Source organism: Edaphobacter sp. 12200R-103 (assembly GCF_010093025.1).
Classification (GTDB): domain Bacteria; phylum Acidobacteriota; class Terriglobia; order Terriglobales; family Acidobacteriaceae; genus Edaphobacter.
This window is the reverse complement of the sequence record NZ_CP048114.1, coordinates 3,687,939-3,709,022: the sequence shown is the minus strand read 5'-3', so window position 1 is coordinate 3,709,022 and position 21,084 is coordinate 3,687,939. Positions and strand designations below refer to the sequence as shown.

General features: G+C 55.8%; 11 protein-coding genes. 5 read left to right on the top strand and 6 right to left on the bottom strand.

Annotated features, from left to right (window positions below):
- The first annotated feature begins 179 nt into the window (after positions 1-179).
- The 4 genes from GWR55_RS15455 to GWR55_RS15440 all read left to right on the top strand — a co-directional run bounded on the left by GWR55_RS15455 (position 180) and on the right by GWR55_RS15440 (position 5,335).
- A complete protein-coding gene (locus GWR55_RS15455; protein WP_162403065.1) occupies positions 180-1,124 on the top strand; it encodes a Gfo/Idh/MocA family protein in 945 nt (314 codons plus the stop codon).
- A gap of 289 nt (positions 1,125-1,413) precedes the next feature.
- A complete protein-coding gene (locus GWR55_RS15450) occupies positions 1,414-2,289 on the top strand; it encodes a hypothetical protein (protein WP_162403064.1) in 876 nt (291 codons plus the stop codon).
- A gap of 20 nt (positions 2,290-2,309) precedes the next feature.
- Positions 2,310-4,343 carry a glycosyltransferase gene (locus GWR55_RS15445; protein WP_162403063.1) on the top strand — a complete coding sequence of 678 codons (2,034 nt, stop codon included), beginning with the start codon at positions 2,310-2,312 and terminating at the stop codon, positions 4,341-4,343.
- Positions 4,340-5,335: a hypothetical protein gene (locus tag GWR55_RS15440; protein WP_162403062.1), complete on the top strand. Its 996-nt coding sequence runs from the start codon at positions 4,340-4,342 to the stop codon at positions 5,333-5,335. The genes GWR55_RS15445 and GWR55_RS15440 overlap by 4 nt, the downstream gene beginning before the upstream one ends.
- A 20-nt stretch (positions 5,336-5,355) precedes the next feature.
- Here GWR55_RS15440 and GWR55_RS15435 read toward each other — a convergent pair whose 3' ends face one another.
- Positions 5,356-6,351 carry an endo-1,4-beta-xylanase gene (locus GWR55_RS15435; protein ID WP_162403061.1) on the bottom strand — a complete coding sequence of 332 codons (996 nt, stop codon included), beginning with the start codon at positions 6,349-6,351 and terminating at the stop codon, positions 5,356-5,358.
- A gap of 16 nt (positions 6,352-6,367) precedes the next feature.
- Positions 6,368-6,679 (bottom strand): hypothetical protein, encoded by a 312-nt coding sequence (locus GWR55_RS15430; RefSeq protein ID WP_162403060.1) that lies wholly within the window; start codon positions 6,677-6,679, stop codon positions 6,368-6,370.
- Between the two features lie 255 nt (positions 6,680-6,934).
- On the opposite strand from GWR55_RS15430, the gene GWR55_RS15425 reads away from it, so the two are divergent.
- A complete protein-coding gene (locus tag GWR55_RS15425) occupies positions 6,935-8,245 on the top strand; it encodes a glycosyltransferase (protein ID WP_162403059.1) in 1,311 nt (436 codons plus the stop codon).
- A 13-nt stretch (positions 8,246-8,258) separates the two neighbouring features.
- On the opposite strand, the gene GWR55_RS15420 is transcribed toward GWR55_RS15425, so the two are convergent.
- From GWR55_RS15420 to GWR55_RS15405, 4 genes are all read right to left on the bottom strand, one after another.
- Positions 8,259-10,178 (bottom strand): ABC transporter ATP-binding protein, encoded by a 1,920-nt coding sequence (locus tag GWR55_RS15420; RefSeq protein ID WP_162403058.1) that lies wholly within the window; start codon positions 10,176-10,178, stop codon positions 8,259-8,261.
- A 244-nt stretch (positions 10,179-10,422) separates the two neighbouring features.
- Positions 10,423-11,424, bottom strand: a complete 1,002-nt coding sequence (locus GWR55_RS15415; protein WP_162403057.1) for a methyltransferase — start codon at positions 11,422-11,424, stop codon at positions 10,423-10,425.
- The gene (locus tag GWR55_RS15410) at positions 11,424-15,575 is read right to left on the bottom strand and encodes a non-ribosomal peptide synthetase (RefSeq protein WP_162403056.1); all 4,152 of its coding nucleotides are present in this window, start codon (positions 15,573-15,575) and stop codon (positions 11,424-11,426) included. The genes GWR55_RS15415 and GWR55_RS15410 overlap by 1 nt, the downstream gene beginning before the upstream one ends.
- Entirely contained in the window at positions 15,572-21,064 is a 5,493-nt protein-coding gene (locus tag GWR55_RS15405) for a type I polyketide synthase (protein ID WP_162403055.1), read from the bottom strand. Before GWR55_RS15405 ends, GWR55_RS15410 begins: the two co-directional genes overlap by 4 nt.
- Positions 21,065-21,084 lie beyond the last annotated feature (20 nt).

Genomic DNA, 21,084 nt, shown 5'->3' with positions numbered 1-21,084 from the left:
GATCAACTCCGCGCGAGTCTCCGCAGCTACGGCAAAGACCTCAGTTCCAGCAGGGCGCGGATTGCTCTCGCAGAGTGATCCTTCGCCCCGGGAGAAAACACGACCACTTCCACGATGAACGTCCAACTCTGTATACGCTCCGTTCCGTGAGGGTAGTGTAATATGCGTCGTATTCACATATGCAAACACTCTTTCTCGGATACTCCTCTATCTGCCGCCGTCGCATCCTGCCTGCACTTGCGTGGGCAGGGATGGCGCCTCCCGAGATAGCCTCCGTCTCGCATCCAAAAGAGGAGCTGCTTGCATCCGGAGCAGCCCGCACTTACGACAGCTATGAGCAGGCTCTGCATGAGAGCAAAGCAGAGATCGTGTATGTTTCCACTGTCAACTCCCTGCACAAGGAGTTGGCTGAAGCGGCGCTGAAGCGTGGATTTCACGTGATCATCGACAAGCCTGCGTTCTTGAGCGAAGCCGATACCGAGGCAATGGTGCGCCTTGCCGAACGAGAGGACCGATGCCTCGCGGAAGCCCTCGTCTTTGGATTGCATCCGCGAGTCCAGGCCGCACGCGCCGCATTTGAAAGTGCCGGCAAACGTGCAACGCATGTGGTCGCTTCATTCAGCGTCCCTCCTCTGGCGGCTAACGATTTTAGGTACAGGAAAGCTCTGGGCGGCGGAGCGGTCTTCGATCTTGGGCCGTATGCACTGTCTTCTGGAAGACTGTTCTTCGATGCGGAACCAGTTGAGATCGTCGCACGGCGAACCGCCGAACGCGGCGGTGTCGAAACAGGATTCAGTCTCCTGGCGTTATATCCTGGCGGGCGATCTTTAGTTGGCATCTTTGGATACGAGACCGCATATCTGAATCGTTTGCAAATTACCGGCCCGAACCTGAGTGTCTTCATGGATCGCGTATTCAGCCCTCCAGGTGACTTTGCCACTGAAATGATTCTGCACACACCGACCGGCGCGACCGCAGAGAGCTTCGCTCCGGCGCATAACTTTGGCCTCTTCTTCCAGCAGCTGGTGGCAGAGATCGAGAGTGGGAATATGCGCTCTTTCGACAATGCAATGCTCCTTGCAAGCCGAGGCATAGACCGCATCCATGCAAGCCTCGTCCCGTAGCACCCTCGACGGCTTTGCCACCACAATCTGAATATCAACGAGGTACCTGATACACTTGTCGCGTTCATGCAAAATGCGACCGTAGAGATTTTTCCGTCAATTGCTGCCGAACGATCGAGACGACTTCCTCCCCGGATCTCAAAGAGATCTATCGCGGATCCTGGGCAAGCCGGCTTGTCACTCTTCCTGCTGCCTTCCGGCGTAGCTCTTCTCGTCAAAGGTTTTGACACCAACAAGCCTGATCCCCCGCGTACGAGATCGTCGCGTCCCTTCTCATGCGGTGTTAACGATGAATTCTCTGAGTGACTCAGGAAGCGCCTCGATGTGGCGGCCACGCTGGTCCATCTCCGTCTATATGGGGAAGGATCCCTTTTCGCTAAAACCGATCGAAGGCTTGTCTCCCGCACTTACAGGTAGATTCGTGACGGATCTTCCCTGCGAAGCCGTCGCCGATCCATTTCTTTTGCGACTCCGCAAACGCTGGTATCTCTTCTTCGAGGCCGTCAACAGCAAAACACGGCGCGGAGAGATCGCTTACGCCACAAGTCTTGACGGAATGCAATGGGTCTATGGAGGAGTGGCCCTGCGCGAAGAATTTCATCTCTCCTATCCTTATGTCTTTGAAGCGGACGGAGAGATATACATGATTCCGGAGACACGCCAGGCGAACTCGATTCGTCTGTATGTAGCTTCGGATTTCCCCGCGAAGTGGAAATGCATCTCCGTTTTGCACGAGGGCCCATATGCAGACTCGTCGATATGCTTCCACGAGGGAAATTGGTGGATGTTCACCCAACGGGGTCTCGACGAATTGCAACTCTTCAAAAGCGATCACCTGGAAGACGGCTGGCAGGCACATCCGGCCAGCCCGCTCTGGGCGGGAAATCGAACATACTCGAGACCCGGCGGAAGAATCTTGAAATACGACGGAAACTGGTATCGATTCGCTCAGGACGGCGTTCTAAGCTATGGCAACAATCTGCGCGCCATGCGCATCGACCGTTGGAATGCCAAAGAGTTCAAGGAGCACGAGATTGCTTGCAGTCCCATCCTTGAGGCATCTCTCAAGGGATGGAATGCAATGGGAATGCATCATCTTGATGCGGTGGAAGTGGCAGATAACCTGTGGCTGGGAGTAGTTGACGGTGCAACGGCCAGCCTTTGAATCAGCGAACGGAGCTTTCCATGGTGATCGATAGGACGTTGGGGAGGATTGCAAGCAAATCTCGTACTACCCTCGACAGGAACATCCCTACTGTTCACCTCTATTCGCAAAATACTGAAGCGTTATCGGAAGATACTTTCCACGATTCCATGGGGATTCTATCTGAAGAGGAGCGTGAACGCTGTGATCGCCTCCGCTTCAAAGAGGATCGGCGTGACTTCGTTGCTGCGCACGCCCTGCTGCGCCGGTCACTCTCTGCTTATCTTCCCAGGCGCCTGCCAGAAGAGTGGCGTTTCGAGACCGGCTCCAGGGGCAAACCAGCCCTGAGCCGAACGTCGGCTGCAGAAGAGGTGATCGAGTTCAACCTTTCACATACAAGGGGATTTGTCGCCTGTGCGATCTCCTCCGTCCGGGTTGGGTTGGACGTCGAACGCATCCACCCGGAGACAAAGTTTATTGAGATTGCCGAACACTTCTTTCACGTCCAAGAGACCTCAGCCCTGAAAATACTTTCTCCCCACGAGGGCGCCGTCCGTTTTATTGAGCTATGGACATTGAAAGAAGCGCTTCTGAAAGGCCTCGGGGTAGGTATATCAGAACAACTTCAAAGGACTTTAGTCGCCATAAAAGATTCAGGCCCGATTTGTATCCAGGCTCCTGCCGGAGCTAAACCCGACGGATGGAAGTTTGCAGTTTTGGCCCCCGAAAAGAACCTGCGGCTCGCTATAGCGGTTGAATCGGTAAACTCTCCACGGATACTTCAAAACGGTCTCGAAATATTCCCGCTCTCTCTCTCTCCTTGCATCAACGAGAACCAAACAACCGGCATTTCCCATCGAACCGGAGATCCACTGCATCGAGTTCCCCAAATGGTCTCACCTGAAAGCAAACCAATGGATCGTCACCAGTCCGACACTACATCGATCTGTTTTGTAACTGAGGAATTTCCTCCGACATTAAGCGGGTTAGCCGTCTCCAGTCGACGTGTTGTCGGCTTTCTCAGGGACGCTGGTTTCGAGGTGCATGTTGTTGTCCCGGATACTCTGCCGAACGGTGAGACTTTACGCAGTAGCGTCGAAGACGGCTGCACAGTCCATCGCGTCGACCGAGGCCGGCACGAGTTGGAGACGCGAATGTCTCTCCACCGGGCGGTGAAGCGATTGGATCATGAGATCTCCTTCGACCTCTTCCATGGCTTTTTCCTGCCCTCCGCGCTCCCTTGCCTGGCGCCGGCTCGATCTCAGAAGTTAGGTCGGCGTCGTTCCGTAATCGCAAGCATTCGCGGAACAGACGCAAGCACACTCGTTCTTCACCCACTCATGCGGCCACCTCTGCTCCAGGCCTTGCGCGAGGCGGACTGGATCACCTCCGTCAACCAGATGTACCTCGACCAGATGAATAAAGAGGCCGATATTGCGGCACGCTCTTCGGTCATCCGCAATAGCTGGCCCGACTTGCCCCGAACCTGGGAGCTTACCCGAGAGAATGCGGGTGTAGTGGGCACCAGTGGAAAACTCAGACAGGTAAAGGATATTCCACTTCTGGTGCGTGCCTTCCAACATGCACGCCCGGCAGCAGAACGTCTTCTACTGGTTGGAAACTTCTATGACGCAAGTGAGGAGAGCTGGACCAAAACGCTCATTGAGGAATTTGGGCTGCGACGACAGTTTGAGTTGACGGGGCCCCTGCCGCATCGAGATGCAGTGCTTCAACTCAATCGGATGCGTGTCTACGTCCAGTCTTCCGCAATGGAAGGCATGCCAAATGCATTGCTGGAAGCGGCCGCCACTGGTGTACCGATTGTGGCAACTGCGGTTGGCGGCATCCCGGAGGTGTTTACCCACGGCAAGGATGCCCTGCTGGTTCCACACGGCGACCCTTTGGCTCTGGGAAGGGCCATCCGCTCTGTTCTGGAGAATGACGAACTAGCGAAGGCGATCGCTTCCCAGGCAACTTTACTCGGCGGAAAATATAGCCCGGAGCAGGAACGACAACGATGGATTGACCTCCATCAATCTCTCGCGCTTCGTGCGAGTGAGGGAGCCGCGCAATGACATCTCTGCAATCGTCGACAGATTTACCGTTGCGAAGCCGCGTAAACCCAATACAGCCGGCGGAACTTCCAGGCGAGATGTGGGGGATCACCGTCAGCTTCAATCCCGCAGGCTATCAAAACCGCTACAACCACCTGGAGGTGTTCTGCGAAAGAGTTCGACGACAGGGACTTAAACTGCTGGTCATCGAATTGGCCTTCTATGACCAGCCCTTTCTTGTACGTAAGGAAATAGCAGATAAAGTTATTCGTCTGCGTTCCACGAGCGTGTTGTGGCAGAAAGAACGACTGTTGAACATTGCGCTCGAGGCACTGCCTCCCTGCTGTGACAAAGTAGCCTGGCTCGACGCCGACATTCTCTTCGAAAATGAAGCCTGGGTAAGCGACACCTCGGCCATATTGAATAAATACGTCGTCGTTCAACCCTTCGAGACTGCCTGCTGGCTGGCACGAGGCATCCAGTCGCTTACTGCCGCGGACCAGCCGGAGGCAATTTCCGCCACACGCAAAGGTGCTGCCAACCTGCGGATGTCAAAACCCGAGCTGGGCCTGGGGCATCCGGGCTTTGCCTGGACAGCCCGACGCTCTCTACTGGCCAGACACGGATTCTATGATCGCTTCATCCTTGGAAGCGCTGACCTGGCTATGTTTTGGGCCATCTCCCGGTCAGCCGAGACATGGACAGTCCGTGAGTGGCTGGGGAAACACTGCTCCACAGAGCTTGCTCGCGACTACTGCAACTGGGCCAAAAGTGTCTTCGACGATGTCGCGGAAAGCTACTCCTGGACTCCGGGACGTGTCTTTCATCTTTGGCACGGAGACGACCGGAACCGGCAGTATGCCAGTCGGCTGCATATTTTGACGGAGGCCGGTTTTGATCCTGAAGCCGACATCGTTCTGGATTCAAACCAGTGCTGGCAATGGAGCAGCGACAAACCGGAACTGCATAGGAAGGTGTGTGAGTATTTCGCTGCCAGGCGTGAAGATGGCTAGTGATCTTTCCCCAATGCTTCTCACGCGCCGAACTCCGCAATAAGCTGACGAAAGACCTCGAAGGCTGGCTTCGGGCTGTAATCGTCGCGCAGCAGCCCAAACTGGAAGAAGATTCCTGGATTGTAGGAGTCGGCGTCTCGAAGAGAGAAGAACTCATAGTGCGAAACGAGGAACTCCCTCTGGTACTTCGCAATGGTTCTCACCGTTTCATCCAGGACTCTGGCCTGGTGATCATAGGAACGCTCGAGGCTCGTAGGCCATCCATGTTCGGTTACGTGGATCGGAATAGACGCAGCAAGCTTGATCGCCTCAAGCTGATGTCGAAAGCTGGACAGTCCATACAGCACTGCTTCTTCCATCGTGACATCGCCCAACGGTTTGAAGACATCCGGAAAAAGATCGACCCCAACATAGTCAAGAGACTGCCTGAATCTGTCTGAAGCACATGCGTCCAGCCGCTCCCAGAAAGGATCGACGCTCTCATATGCCTGCACGGCATTAAAGCCAACCAGTACATCGAGCCCTAACTGCTGTACCTGTTCTCGAGCGGCAATCACGCCTTCCACGACAGCTTCCGCTATCTGCGGAAAGCGTCCATCTCCGGGCGGATATACCAGATTGGGCTCTTCAGTAACCTGCACCTTACCCAACTGGTCCGCATTCAGACGAATTGCTTTACGGACAAACTGAGACCATGCTTCGATGTCTCCCTGCATGTCCCCAAAGGTCAGCACAAGGTCCAATTTTCGCTGACTGATCTTTTGCCGGCTGACATCGTAGTCAGAATATTGTTTCGCAGAAGAAGGCGTAGCCTTTACTCCTAGCTTGCGATCATGCGCCACAAAAGGCATATAAGCCCGTACCAGCAACTGGCGGCGATCATTCCCCTGTAGATGATCGAGAGCCTCATTGATCTTGGCGGGGTCGTCAGGCTTTCCCGCAGCCAAGCCACTGTTCGATCCTGCGGGGCCGCCAGGATAGATGCCGAACACGATTTTAGAGAAAGGATCGATCACATTCACATGAGAACGATTATTGAACGATAGGGTTGGATGTCGATTGCACAGAATCTAATTCCTGACGAAAATCCCGCAGGGATGCCAGAATCTCCGCAGGATCTATCGATTGACAGGTTTCTTCCTCGAGACGGGCTTCTGCAAGCGCATCCTGGAAGTCTTCCAGCATCTCGGAAGAAACTCGCATAACGTGACGCGAAGCAATTGTAGCCGCTTTACTGCCCTTCACCACCGCTTTGGCTAGCCCACGTTTGACCCCACGGCTATTGAGGATTAAAGCTGCTCCAAATCCCGCGCCTGCGACAAAGCCGATGAGCCTTTTCGTCATACCAGCTTGAGTATGACAGCTGCAAAGAAGACCGGTCAAGAAAATCAATCCGGCTCTGGCTAGTCGAGTATTTCACGACAAATCAACCTGTCGACAGAGGTCGTGCGACGTAATCGAGAACCGCTGCAGTAACATGGGGCATGCTCCAAATGTCTCCCACTGTCACTCATTTGAGACAGCTGAGGTATGTTCCCGGTGATGGTCTGCCATCATTGGGATGGACGCGTTTTTCATCTTGCCTACTAGAGAAACTTTATGAAAATTACCGTCATCGCAGTTGGAACACGAGGCGACGTCCAGCCCCTGATTGCGCTCGCCTCAGGACTGCATCTGGCAGGTCACACGGTTCGTTTTGCCACCGAAGCGATATTTGCCGATGTTCTGCGGAAGGCCGGCCTGGAGTTTTACCAGCTTAGCGGTGACTCTGAGCGCTTCCATGCCGGCCCGGCAGGAGTCGCATTTCGTGAAAGCCTGGATCGCTCCCCCTTCCACTTCCGCCGATTCTGGAAGGCCTTCGTGGCCATCGGCTTTCGCAAACATCTGCGTGAGATTGTAGAGCCATGCCGCGATGCCGAAGCTATCGTCTGCCTTCCCTACCTTAATATCGGAGCAACACTCGCAGAACTCTTACGCGTTCCCTGTTTTGTTGCGGGCATGATTCCTGTTCCCGCGTTTCCCACGGGAGACTTCCCCTATCCATTCTTCAGCGGCGCCAAACCAGACATGGCGAGCGATGCAAACCTGCGCACCTGGCGTCGCGCACTGCCGCTCATGCGCATCAGCGACGACTCCGTACAGGAATGGCGGGAACAGACCCTTGGACTTCCTCGCCAGTCCTTCGTCGAGAGTTACCAGGCGACACGGAGGCTTCCTCATCTCTTCGGATTCAGCCAGGTCCTGGTGCCAAAACCGCAAGACTGGGATGAGGGTCAGTCGATCACAGGCTTCTGGCACCTGCCACCGTCAACAACGTTCACCGCATCCACCGATCTACAGGAGTTTCTCGACGCAGGAGAGGCCCCTGTCCTTGTCGGCTTTGGAAGTCATGTTGGTCGCGAGCCACAGCGGCTCACAAAACTTGTTGCAGAGGCACTCGCATTGGCCGGACGCCGCGGCATCCTGGTAACCGGGTGGGGAGCCCTGAAGAACGTCAACCTGGGAAAGTCGGTATTTTCCACTCCGGGCGTCCCTTACGACTGGCTCTTGCCGCGAGTCTCTGCTGCAGTTCACCACGGAGGGTCCGGCACAATCGGGGCATGCCTGCGCGCCGGAGTGCCACAGATTGTCACACCCTTTGGTTACGACCAGACCTTCTGGGGACACCGCATTGCGGCATTAGGCCTTGGCTCAAATCCCATTCAAGCCAAGACAATGACCGCTATCGAATTGGCATCTGCTATCGAACTCGTCACCGGAAGCGATACGATTCGCAGCCGTGCTCACGATGTAGGCGCCCAGGTAAGTACCGAAGACGGAGTAGCCACCGCAGTAAAAGTCATCGAAGCCTATCTCGCACGAAGAAGGCTTACGATGGCTTCTTTGAAGCCGGAGTTGACGGCGCCATAAACTGCCCCAGGAATCAGTCAACCTTATCTGCGGCCAAGCGGCGGTTTGCTTCGCCCGTCTGGATGCGCCACATCCCCGCATAAAGTCCGTTGGCTTCGAGCAACGCATCATGCGTTCCCTGCTCGCTGACCACACCGTCCTGCATCACATAGATCATGTCTGCATCTCGTATTGTGGACAGACGATGAGCGATGACCAGGGTGGTTCGATTGGCGACTACGGAACTCATCGACTTCTGCATTGCAGCCTCAGTCTCATAGTCGATCGCCGAAGTAGCCTCGTCGAAGAACATAATCGGCCGGCGCGCAAGCACGGCGCGGGCAATCGCCAGACGTTGCTTCTGCCCTCCCGACAGCTTGTTGCCGTTTTCCCCGACCTGCGTCTCGTAACCTTCACTGAGGCCGCGAATAAAATCATCGCATTGCGCTGCCCGCGCTGCGCTCACCACCTCTTCCAGCGATGCCTCGGGACGCGAATAAGCGATATTTTCGCGTACCGTGCCGTCGAATAGAAATGTCTGTTGCGGCACCGTGGCAATTGCGTTGCGAAGATCGAATGTATTCAGTTGGCGAATGTCCTCGCCATCAACCAGGATGGTCCCTGATTCATGTTCGTAGAAACGCAGCAGTAACTTCTGCAAAGTCGTCTTTCCTGCCCCTGTCGGGCCGACGATAGCAGTCGTCTTCCCCGCAGCAATATGGAGGTTGACCTTGTTAAGCGCGGCCCGTTCGGGGACATAGCGAAAAGTGACATTCTGAAACACAATGTCGCCAGAAACAGAAGCAACCTGTAGCGGAACATCTCCGCTGCAGATCAGGGGCCGCATTTCCAGCAAATGAATCAGGCGGTCGAAAGACACGCGAGTGCGCTGGAAATGTTCAATACTGATTCCGAGACGAGCCAGCGCGTTAAACAATCGTAGACAGGCAAAGCCCATCACGTTGTAAAACGTATTGGAGAGGCGACCGGCATTCACCAGGTTGCCACCCCACACCAATGTGGATACAAAACCTCCAGCTACGACCATCTGAATCGAAGGCACATACGCCGCTGCGATGCTTGCCGTATGGTCTGCGCTTTCTATGTAATTCTTGCCCAGACAGGCAATGCGATCCGCTTCGGCGTCCTGTCGCCCGAAGTTAGTGATCGTTGAAATCCCGTTCACGTTATTCAGTACAGCCGCATTCAGATCATCTTCCCGGTCGCGAGCAATCTCTTGCCGTTCGCGGATAGGTGCAAGCAGCTTTGTAGATACCAGGTAGAGGATTGGCAAACCTGCCATCTGAATCGCCGCCAGGGCTGGAGAACGAAGCAGGAAAGTCGTCGCAACCGTCAATCCATTGGTGAACATCGTAACGAAGGGATCCACGCCCTCTTCGATAAAGTGGGCGATACGGCCCGTATCGCTGCGCACCAGGCTAATCCATTCGCTTACCGGCCGTCCCTCAAGCTGCGAAATATCCAGCGTCTGCAACTGCCGGTAAGCTTTGTTACGCAGGTCGTTCTGAATCTCTCGAGCTAACTTGCCGGAAGCGCGCGTATGCCAATAGCTCATGACGGAATCAAGTGCCCAGATCACGGCACTCACTCCGCCGAGCGCAAATAGCTGTGAACGAACAGTCTTGAATCCCAGCTTTCCAAACAGAGAGCCCGACCGGCGAGTCACAATATCGCCCGCGGCTCCAATCATCGCCGAAGGTGCCGCCTCGAACATGCGATCGACGATCGATATCAGCAAAAGTGACGCCGCAGACTTCGAATACCCCTTCGTGAGCTCGACGATCTGCTGCGCAGATGCCTTGTACCGCGGCTTCGATACAGCAATCCCGGTAGAACTCGAAGAAGCATCGGATTCCAGCGATGCCAGAGGAATCTGTTCCAAAAAGCGCTGGAACGGCGCAACGCCGAAATGCGCTTCGTAGATTAAGAGCAAGCTTCCTGTAACAGGATTTGCAGAGACGGAATGGACACCCTCTCTCGTACGAAGAAGCGACTCCATCCGCGCTGCGATGTCAGGACGATTAAGGCACGCAGGAACACGCCAGCGGACACGCCCAGGGCACGAAAAACGAACAGAAACCTCGACTGTCTGGTATTGCTCTGTCATCGTCCAGTATTTGTCAGGTCATCGATCAGTCTGACGGAACGTCTTGATCGTACTCAAAGCCTAACATACCCTATCCAACACAACTCACCATCGCGGTGTGGCCTGTGGGCAGATTCAGCGCCCGGATAGATTGCAGTCCGGCACTCTTCAGCAAAGTTTCCATTTGCTGATGCGTACGTGCTGTCGTGCCCTGTTCGCAGACGACCATCTGAAACAAATCATCAATCCGTCTCGCGACATCCGCCGAGCCCTCCTGCATCAAGGGCTCAAGCACCAGCAGGCGGCTTTCCGGCCTCATTGAGGAACGGATGGACGAAAGAATCTTTACGCTGCTATCGTCCGCCCAGTTGTGAAGTACATTTTTCAGAAGATAAACATCCGCTCCCGCAGGAACACCTGCAAAAAAGTCGCCTTCGGCAAAACTGAGGCGCTCGGCCAGATCGCTTTCAACGACCTCCGCCATCCTGCTGCGGGCCCGGTCGCAGACATCTTTCCGATCGAAACAAACGCCCTGCACATCGGGAACCGAGCGCAAAATCCCCTTGAGCAAGGTCCCATTTCCGCCACCCACATCGACAAGCGTGGACACACCACTGAAATCGTACTGTTTCGATAGCAGGGCTCCCACCGGACGCGCCAGGTCTTCCATTGCCCTGTCATAAATGTCGCCGGCAGCACGATTCGCATCCATGTAGCTATAAATTGAACCACCATAAATGTGGCGAAATGCCGACTCACCCGTACGTGCCGTATGCATAATCTCCGTGAACGAACGGGCATACTCATGCCCTGCAAGCATGCAGAAATAGCGGACCGACGCAGGATGCCCGGTGCGTAACCGCTCGGACGCTTCGTTGTTGCCCCATTGGTCGTCATCCAAACGCTCGAAGATATTCACGGCCGTGAGCAGTTGCAAAACACGTTGCAGTACCTGCGCCTGCAGATTTGTCTCTGACGCAAGGTCCTCTGTGGAAAGGGGACCATCGTGTAATAAATCGGCAACGCCTGCGGTAGCAGCAACGGTAAGAGCTCCGGTCAGAAAAGGAGCGCAAGCAATCTGCAATAAGTCCATCAGTCGAGATCCCTCATATTTCCGCTTGCAACTGGAACTTGCAAGGTCTTGGCGAGACACCCTTGGAGAGAGTGTGCCAGTTCACGAACATTCGGTTCGGTCAACATGGTGATGTGAGTCCCTGGCACGGACAGGACTTCAACACCGCAATCGGTATACTTCCGCCACCCAAGTGAATTCTCCACCGACGGAGCACCTTGCACGCCTACCTCACCGTCCTCTTCCGATGCTCGGAAGAGGGTGATCCTAACCGGGAGTGGCGAGCCTGTAGGACAATAACGTGCGGCCGCGATGGCATTGGCACAATAAACGTCAATGAAGCCTCGCAGGTAGGAATTGTTTGTTCCGGGCGGCAGCAGACCTGCGGATAACATTCGCTCCAGAAGCGTATCGACCGTCAGTTCGTCCGAGACTCCAAGCGTCGCGTCATACAACTTCTCCAGTCGAATCCCGATGTGCCTCAGCCAGCGGGATTCATCCCAGTGATCGCAGTCGACCGGCGTACTTGCCGGAGCGGCATTGTCCATCACGCCGAGAAACACCGTCTCGCAACCAAGCGCCTGCAATTGACGAGCGGCTTCAAAGGCCACCAGCCCTCCCAGCGAATGCCCGGCCAGATGGAAGGGGCCTTGCGTTCCGATCTCTCGCCTTATCGCATCTACCGCATACGCGGCCATCTCTTCAACGCTCTTCGGCAGTTGTCCGTCTTCCTTTGGCGCTAGGTACTGTATTCCCCATACGGGCCGTTCTGCTTCAAGACTCTGCACCAGGGGATAGAAATACACGGTACTTCCACCGGCTCCGGGAAATAGAAAGAGGGGCTCCTCCGTGCCGGATTGTCGAATAGGCACCAGACACGAGCGCGCCGCGGTTGCCCCTGCACGTACACAGGAAGCAAGTTGCTCCACGGTTCGGTAACGAAAGAAGGCAGGAAGCGGGAGCCGCACCTGAAATTCATCGAAGATCATGCCGGCCAGTTGCACACACAGCAACGAATGGCCACCAAGTTGGAAGAAGTCATCGCGCACGCCGATGTTGCTCGCTCCCAGGACCGCAGTCATCATCTCAACGAGACGAAACTCCACATGATCGCGCGCGGATGCGTAGCCCTTCGCCGCCTCTTCTATTCCAGGAGCCTCCAACAAACGGGCCCTATCGATCTTTCCGTTCGCGGTTACCGGCATGCGATCGAGAATGATATATCGCTCGGGCACCATATACGGAGGGAGCATTCGTTTCGCTATCTCCCGCAACGAGGATGGCGTTGGCCAAATGTCTTCAGCTCTGCGACCACAAACGGCGTATGCCGCCAGGTGAGTGATCTCTCCTCGATGAGATATGGGGAGAACAACACATTGCTGCAGGTTACCCTCCCTCCGCAGCACCGTCTCAACATGACCCAACTCTACCCGGAAGCCCCGCAGGCTGACCTGTTGATCCTGGCGCCCAAGCAACTCAAGATCCCCGGTGCCAAGCTGTCGAGCCATGTCTCCCGTGCGGTACAAAACGCCCGCTTCCGGGTAAGAAACAAAGCGTTCCTCCGTCAGCGCAGGGGCATGAATATATCCACGTGCGACACACCGTCCTCCGATGGCGACCTCTCCTACAAAGCCCTGGGATACACTTTCGCCATTCTCATCCAGCAGATAAATGTTGCAACCCGGTACCGCTTTCCTGAGCGGAAGAAACCGCGTTCCAGGATTCCCCTCCTCGCCGCTGAAACGGTAGCTCAACACACCAATCGTAGTTTCGGTCGGACCATAATGATTGAAGATGCGGCAGCCAGGACGGTGTTCCTGCAACTCCCTCACCCATCGTGGACTTGCACCCTCGCCGCCAAGTATCAGGCCTCGATTGGGCATGGCTGCCGATACATCGCCCTGAGCCGTAAGAGCGGCAAAATGCGAAGGAACAATCTTCAGATAGTCGATCGAATGATCCGTCATATACGCTCTGAATCCGGAGCTATCAATCAACAAATGCTCGGGCAGCATGTGCAGGCATCCGCCTGTCCCAACGGAAAGAAAGATAGCTGTATTTCCAAGATCGGCACCGATTGTCGAGAGAAACGCAAACTGCGAATGCGGCTCAATCTCCAGATCTTCGATCATCCCATCGATATAGTTCGAGAGCGAACGGTGTTCGACCGCTACCCCTTTGGGCTTCCCCGTAGATCCAGACGTATAGATAACATAAGCCAGCTGGTTGGGATCTGCGGGAAGATGAAGATTCTCCTCCACAGCCTTCAGTTCTTTCTCAATCAATAACTGCGGCAAATCGCTTCCCTGCCAGCTGGACGCCAGGTCTTCCTGCATCAGCAGAACGCACGCACGCGCCTGATGCAGAAAATAGTCTCTCAGCTCGCGGGGATACGTTGGATCGATTGGAATATAAGAACCACCAGCCTTCCATACCGCCAGGATAGCTACGAGAAACTCGGGGGAACGTCCCGTGCAGACCGCAACCTGCGAATCTCGCTTCACACCAAGCGCCACAAGCCGCCGAGCCAGACAATTGGCCCTTCCATTCACATCCCTGTAGCTGAGCGTCGCACCGTTCGCTTTGATTGCAGGGCTGTCCGGAGTAGCCCTGGCCTGCTGCTCAAACAATTCATGAGCGAGCTTCACTTCCCGCCACGGACGCCCCATCAGCGCCGGGATCAATCTCGGCTCATCTGAACTCCGCAGGGCCACCCGGTCGCAGGCTGTATCTGGATTCGTCACCATCCCCTTCAGCACCGCAAGCCAGCACTGTGAAAGCCGATCGACCGTGGAAGCATCGAAAAGAGCAGAGTTATAGCCCAGCGAAGCATGCAGCTGATCGCCATTCTCTAGCACAGTAAGTGCCAGATCGAACTTGCCATCGGCTTGACGAAGCTTCGGCGCCTCCTTCGGATGATCTTCCTCTGCTTCTCTGCGGCTCAAAAAATTGAATGTTGTATCGAATATTGGCGATCGGCTGGGGTCCCGTTCGATGCGAAGGCGTTCTACCAACAGAGCAAAGGGAAAATCGCGATGGCTAAGCGCCTCCAATACTGTCAGCCGAACCTGCTTCAGCAGGCTTCCGAGCGTCTCCCCCTCCTCCAAACGGGCGCGGATAACGATCGGATCGACGAAGTAGCCTATGACGTTCGTATCCTCCATTCGAGTGCGGCCGGCTGTCGGCGTGCCAATCAAGAGATCGCGCTGTCTCGTCCATCGAAACAACAGCACAAGATAAGCCGTCAGCAGCGTGGAATAAAGTGTCGCTCCTGCCTCACGCGAAAGCTTGCGCAAGCCTTCCGCAAGCTCCTGTGGAATCTGAAAGTCAATGGCGTCCCCTTCGTAAGTCTGTACGGCAGGACGAGGCCTGTCCGTCGGAAGTTGCATCACTGGCAGCGGCCCTGCAAGCCACTCCTTCCAGTACTGCCACAAAGCCTCACCTCGGGGGCCATCAAGAAGATCACGTTGCCACCAGACATAATCCCGATAGCTCGTTTCAAGCGTTGGCAGCTGAACTTCGCGTCCAGCAACACACGCGTCATACATCGCCTCCAGTTCGCGGCGTATGATCTCCATCGACCATCCGTCGCAAACAATGTGGTGCATCGTGATCAACAACTGCAGGCGGCCTTCCGGTAAATAGAAGACGTGGAATCGCACCGGAAAATCGTTCTCAAGGTCGAACGATACTCGGTGGGCTGCTGCGATGAGACGCTCCTGATCGGCCGAGGCACTCCGGCTCAAATCCGTCGTCTGCCATGCAATATCTTCTATTCGATGCACCTGCTGGACGGGACCCTCACGGAGAAGAGAAAATCTGGTCCGCAGCATGGGATGCCTGGCTACCAACCGCGTGCACACCTCGCGCCACACGGCACCCGATGTCCGCTTCGACGTATGCATGCTGTACGACTGGTTATAGGCGGTGCTCTCCGGAGCCAGCACCCAAAGAAACCACAGAGCACGCTGATTGTAAGACAGCGGGGCCAGTTCGACACACTCCGGCGTAGAACGCAGCAACTCCAGAATCTCGGCTTTATGCGTCTTGAGCCGAGCTAAATCGTTCTCACCAAGAGCACGTCGCGGAGCACGATACCTTAGCTGTTCGCCATCGCGATGGAAGCTCCACCCCAACAGCACAAACTCCCGCAATAGGTCGAGAGCACTCATAACACACCCTCCACCCACTCCACCGTCTCCTCTGCCGTCGCGATTTCACGCAGCTGCGATATCACCTCGTCAGAGAGTGTCCTGAGCGAACTCTCCCCGATAAAGTGAACTACCGGCAATCGAATCCCGAACTCTCTTTGTAAGGTGTTGGAAAACTCTGTGGCCATCAAGGAATCCATTCCGAAACGCTGAAAGGGTTCCTCGATCTCAAGAGCAAACACATCAGGGCGGCGCAATATCCTGCAAAGGATATCTTGCAGATGTTCCCGAATCAGGCGTGGCTGTTCGCTTTCTTCGCAACTCTTCCAATCGGGAACGGAAACATCTTCTACCTCGCCTCCCTGAAAGCTTCCCGGAATATCCAGGGCCGTATAGAAAACCTCCGCGATCTCGCCAAACCACTTCTTTGAGTCAAACTCGAAGAGAGACAGGTTTCCTGCAATCCCCTCGGGGAGTTCTGTGCAGCAAGCAACTGCAAAAAATCGATCCGGAAGTTCGTGCTCGAGTCGAATCCTCCCAATCCGCGCAGGCGAATAGTAGTCGCTCACATCTACATCTCCACGCAAGTAGAGAGCCGCTCCCAGCACCTGGAAGCATCCCTCAAAGAGCGGCCATTGCGTTGGGTCCTGCAAATCTCCTCGTCGAGCGACTACACCCACTGCCTTGCCGCTCCCTGCTGACAGCTTCTCAAGCACCCGCAGGCGGCTGCCATAGGCAAAACCCAGTTTGGCGGACGAATCATAAAACTGCGCCACGTCAATATCTGGCAGCCCTGCATCGCCAGGGAACGTTTTACAGAGATCGGACGGGGAAACCACGTCTCGAAGGCAGCAGGATGCCATTTGCTCCCAATGGATCGCGCTACGACTATGGATCTCCACTCGATACGAGGTTTTATCTTCAGGAGTCACAATCGTTTGAATGGAGAGATGTTCAAGCCCATCCAGCTTAAAAACAGATTTGGGCAGGAACTCTTCCAGCAGCACTGTTCCATTCCCCTGCGCCCTGCTTACCGCCGCTACCGCAACAGCCAGTCCTGCGGAGACCGGCAACGCAGTCTTTCCGAAAGACTTATAGTCTTCCCGCAATTCTCCGGTAGCGACCTCGGCTTCAAACCGCAGGTCCCGCCCTCCAGGCAAGTCCATAGGCTCGCCCAAAAGGGAGCCCGACAGTTTTGTTTCCTCCCTTGGAGCACTGCGAGAAGATCCAGAAGGAGCAGTCATCCAGTACCGCGTACGCTCAAACGGATAGGTCGGAAGTTCAACAGCCGCATACCGCTCTGCCCCATAGAAGCCTTCGAGGTCGACATCGAACCCCGATTCATAGAGGCGTCCGAGGCTCGACAGCATCTGTTCGTTCTCCTCTCGGGGAGGATGCAGGCTTGCAAGCCAGAGATGTTGTGGCTGTCCAATCGCCTCGCGCCCCAGGCCTATAAGGACCGGACGCGGGCCAATCTCAAGAAAAGCTTCGACACCATTTTCTGCAAGCGTCTTTATGGCATCCGCGAACCGCACCGTCTGGCGAATCTGTTTCGCCCAGTATCCTGTGTTCAGCACCTCCTCTCCGGCCAGACGACCGCTCACTGTCGAAACCCATGGAATCCGGGGAGCGTTATAGATCGCGTCAGCCGCCATCTTCTGAAACTCCACCACTGCGGCATCCATCTGGGAGGAATGGAATGCGTGCGAGACCTTAAGCGGTATACAAGCCATTCCATCCGAGTGCAGAACCTCTCCTGCACGATGAATCGCTCTCTCGCTTCCTGACAGCACCACGCTTTGGGGGCCGTTAACCGCGGCAAGCGAGAGTGCTTGATCGTCAACATCGATCAAACGCCTCACCTGCTCTTCCGAAGCTCTTACTGCCAGCATCGCTCCACGGTCGCGAATCGATTCCATGCAGGCTGCCCGCGCCGATACAAGCAGCAAAGCGGAACGCAACGACATCACACCGGCATGACATGCCGCGGCATACTCGCCAACACTGTGGCCCACAACAAAATCTGGATGGATGCCCCAACTCTTCCATGTCTGTGCAAGTGCATATTCAATCGCAAACAATGCCGGCTGCAGCACTCCTGTTTGCAAGACCTCTTCCGAGGACTCGATCAGTATCTTCAGGAGCGGGATATCGCGCTCCTTCCTCAGAATCTCGTCACATTCCTGCAGCACATGGCGAAATTGCCGATTCGCAACATAGAGCTGACGCCCCATCTCGAAGGTCTGCGATCCCTGGCCCGAGAAGAGAAACGCAATCTTTGGGCGCTTCTTGCGATATTGATGCGACGAAACATTGCGCAATGCGCTCTGGATCGCCTCCATATCTCTTCCCACCACCGCCCTGCGATAGCGGAACTGCGCTCGTCCCACATTGGCGGTGTAGCAAAGTGCCGCCAGGCTCGATTTCTCGCTCAACCCCTGCGAGTTGCCGTAGGTCGTCTCCAGTTGTCTGAGCGCAGACTCGCTCTGCGCAGAGAGCATGAGAAGCTGGCTTCGCTCTGCAGGAATAGCTTCCACCGGCTCCACCGCATTCGGAGCCGACTGCAACAGAACATGCGCGTTCGTTCCGCTCATGCCGAACGAACTAACCCCGGCAATTCGGCGTGGCGTCTCCCATCGGGCGAATTGCGCACACACCTCAAGCGGACTCTCCTGCCAGGGAATGCGCGGGTTCGGTTGTGAAAAATGCAGGCTTGGTGCATACGCCCGCTCCTGGAGCTGAAGCACCACCTTAATCAAAGCAGTAATCCCGGCAGCGGCCTCCAGATGACCAACATTGGTCTTCACCGAACCTAAGCGGAGCGGCTTGTCTGTCGATCGCTGCGCGCAGTATACAGAGCTGAGCGCACGTACCTCGATGGGGTCACCCAGCGGCGTGCCGGTGCCGTGTGCCTCCACGTAATCGACGTCCAGCGGGTCGATGCAGGCTGCCTGCAACGCAGTTCGAAGCACCGCCTCCTGTGCCTTTCCACTAGGCACCGTCAGGCCGCTGCTTTGTCCATCGTGATTTATCGCCGAGCCGCGAATCACCGCGCAGATTCGATCTCCATCAGCAATAGCATTCTGTAGCCGCTTCAACACCACAACACCGCAACCTTCCGCGCGAACGTAGCCATCCGCCGAAGCGTCGAAGGTCCTGCAACGCCCGGTCCCCGACAGAGCCTGTCCATAGTGAAGAAACAGGCTTGTCTCGGGAGACAACAGCAAGTTCACTCCCCCCGCAAGGGCCATATCGCTTTCGTGCAAACGAAGGCTCTGGCACGCAAGATGCACCGCCACCAGCGAGGAGGAGCATGCCGTATCAACTGCAAGGGAGGGTCCATTTAGACCCAGCAGATAGGAGATCCTGCCTACCGCAACGCTCGCGGCATTTCCCGTCCCGATATACCCATTGATCGCAAGTCTTTCCGCGCTGGAAAAGCGCATCGCATAATCGTTGCTGCTGATGCCACAGAAGACACCGGTCTGCGACTGTCTTAACCTTTGTGGATTGATGCCCGCATTCTCAAGCGCCTCCCATGAAACCTCCAGCAACAGACGTTGCTGAGGGTCCAGCGTCTCCGCTTCCCGCGGAGATATGCCGAAAAAAGCCGCATCAAATCCATCCACCTCCTGAAGAAATCCACCGGAACGCACGGCGTCGTCCCAATCTTCGTTCCCTTCCCACCGTCCCCGCGGAACCTCCGCAATGGCATCACGCCCCTCCCGCAGAAGCTCCCAGAATAGCTTTGGCGAGTTGGCGCCTCCAGGCAAACGCAGGCCCATGCCAATGATGGCGATATCGTCATGCGCATCCCACGATGGACTCGATCGTGCCGGTTCAGCGGAAGATGGCTCCGACACCGGGCGCAATTGACGTTCAATGAACCCGGCAAGGCTCTCAGGCGAGGGAAACTCAAATGCGGCAGTATCCGCCAGCGCAACACCGCACTCTTCACTCAGTCTTGCGGCCAGTTCGACCGCTCCCAGAGAGGTCAGCCCCATCTCGAAGAAGCCGCGCCTGGGATCGAGCATCTCCCCCTGATCGCCTTCTTCCCCATCGAGCAAGCGCGCCACATGCCGCAGCACAATCTCCAGAATCCCCATTGGGGGCTGCGGCCTTACATCCTCTGTCTCGATCACGATCTCGCTGTTCGCTTCCCGTTCCCCTCCAAGCACGCTGGAAAGGTCCAGGTCATGCCCGCGCACAAAGAGCTTCGCCAGTGTCAGCTTCAGCTGATGAATCGTCGAACGCCCCTCCTGGTGCACCGCAAGCGCGATAGCGTCTGTGTTCCGCAGAATATCTCGAATAAATCCGGTGACCTTGCCACCTGGACCCAATTCGACAAAGGTTCTAACACCATCGTCATAGAGACGCTCTACGGTCTCACGAAAACGCACAGGCCTAAGCCACTGCTGCACCAGCAGTTCACGGATCTCCGCAGCGTGAGAAGGAAACGGCGCCGCCGATGTGCAGCTGTAAGCAGTAACATCGGCGGCCTCAATGCCAATCTCTCCATAAATCTTGCGCAGCCGCCGTTCGCTTACCGGAAAGTCCGGCGTATGAACCGGCTGACTGAGCCCCGGCATCGGAAAACAGAGTCCTCCTCTTGCTCTCACGGCATCGGCAACCGATGCGATCGCGTCAGATGGCCCGCAGACCACACGTTGCCCAGGGCAGTTATCCAGCGCCACGACGACCGAAGTCCCACAGGCACGCATCAGGTCGTCCGCCGTAAAGCGGGCAGTCGTCGCCACAGCCAGCGTCGCCAACGGTGGCCCTGCCGAACTGACAATCGTTGCCCGTGCAATTCGGCGAAGCAGATAAAACATCTCCGCCGAATGCTTCACCATTCCCGAAGCCAGTAAAAGGGCCTGCTCGCCGTGACTGTGTCCCACCATCGCGTCGGCGGAAAAGCCTACGCTCTGCAATAACTTGAATACGGCAACGTTGGCCAGCAACATCTCCTGCATCGAATCGAACTGACGCATCTCTTCGTCGCCGGGAGTGTCCTGCTCATTAATCACTTCGTCTTCCGGAAGAATAGGAATTCTCTGCCGGAAGTAAGCCAACTCGGAGGCCTGAATGGGATCAAACCATCCACGCACCGCAGGAAACCTGCTATGCAGATCCTGGAACATCGTTTGGGTCGGCACACCGAGGCCGGGAAAGACAAAAGCTGTCTTCCGCAGATGATCGTAGTCCGTCGTCAGACCATACAGGATCTCTTGTCCCAGGTTCAGGCGAGACTCTTCACTGGCCAACCGTGAGATTGCCAGATCCAGCTTCGCCGCAAAATCTTCAGCACTTTTACTGACGATGGCCAGCCGATAAGTTCCCTCTGGAGAAGGATGGAGAACATCCGTGGGAGACTCATACCCATTCCGGCCATTGCTTCTCACCACGCGCAAATGGTCGAGCAGATCTGAACGCGACGATGACGAACAGGCGAAAAGCGCCGCGTCACCAACGCGATATGTCCCTCGTGAGAAGCTCAGCGTATTGCTCATCGGGTCACCGCGAAATGCTT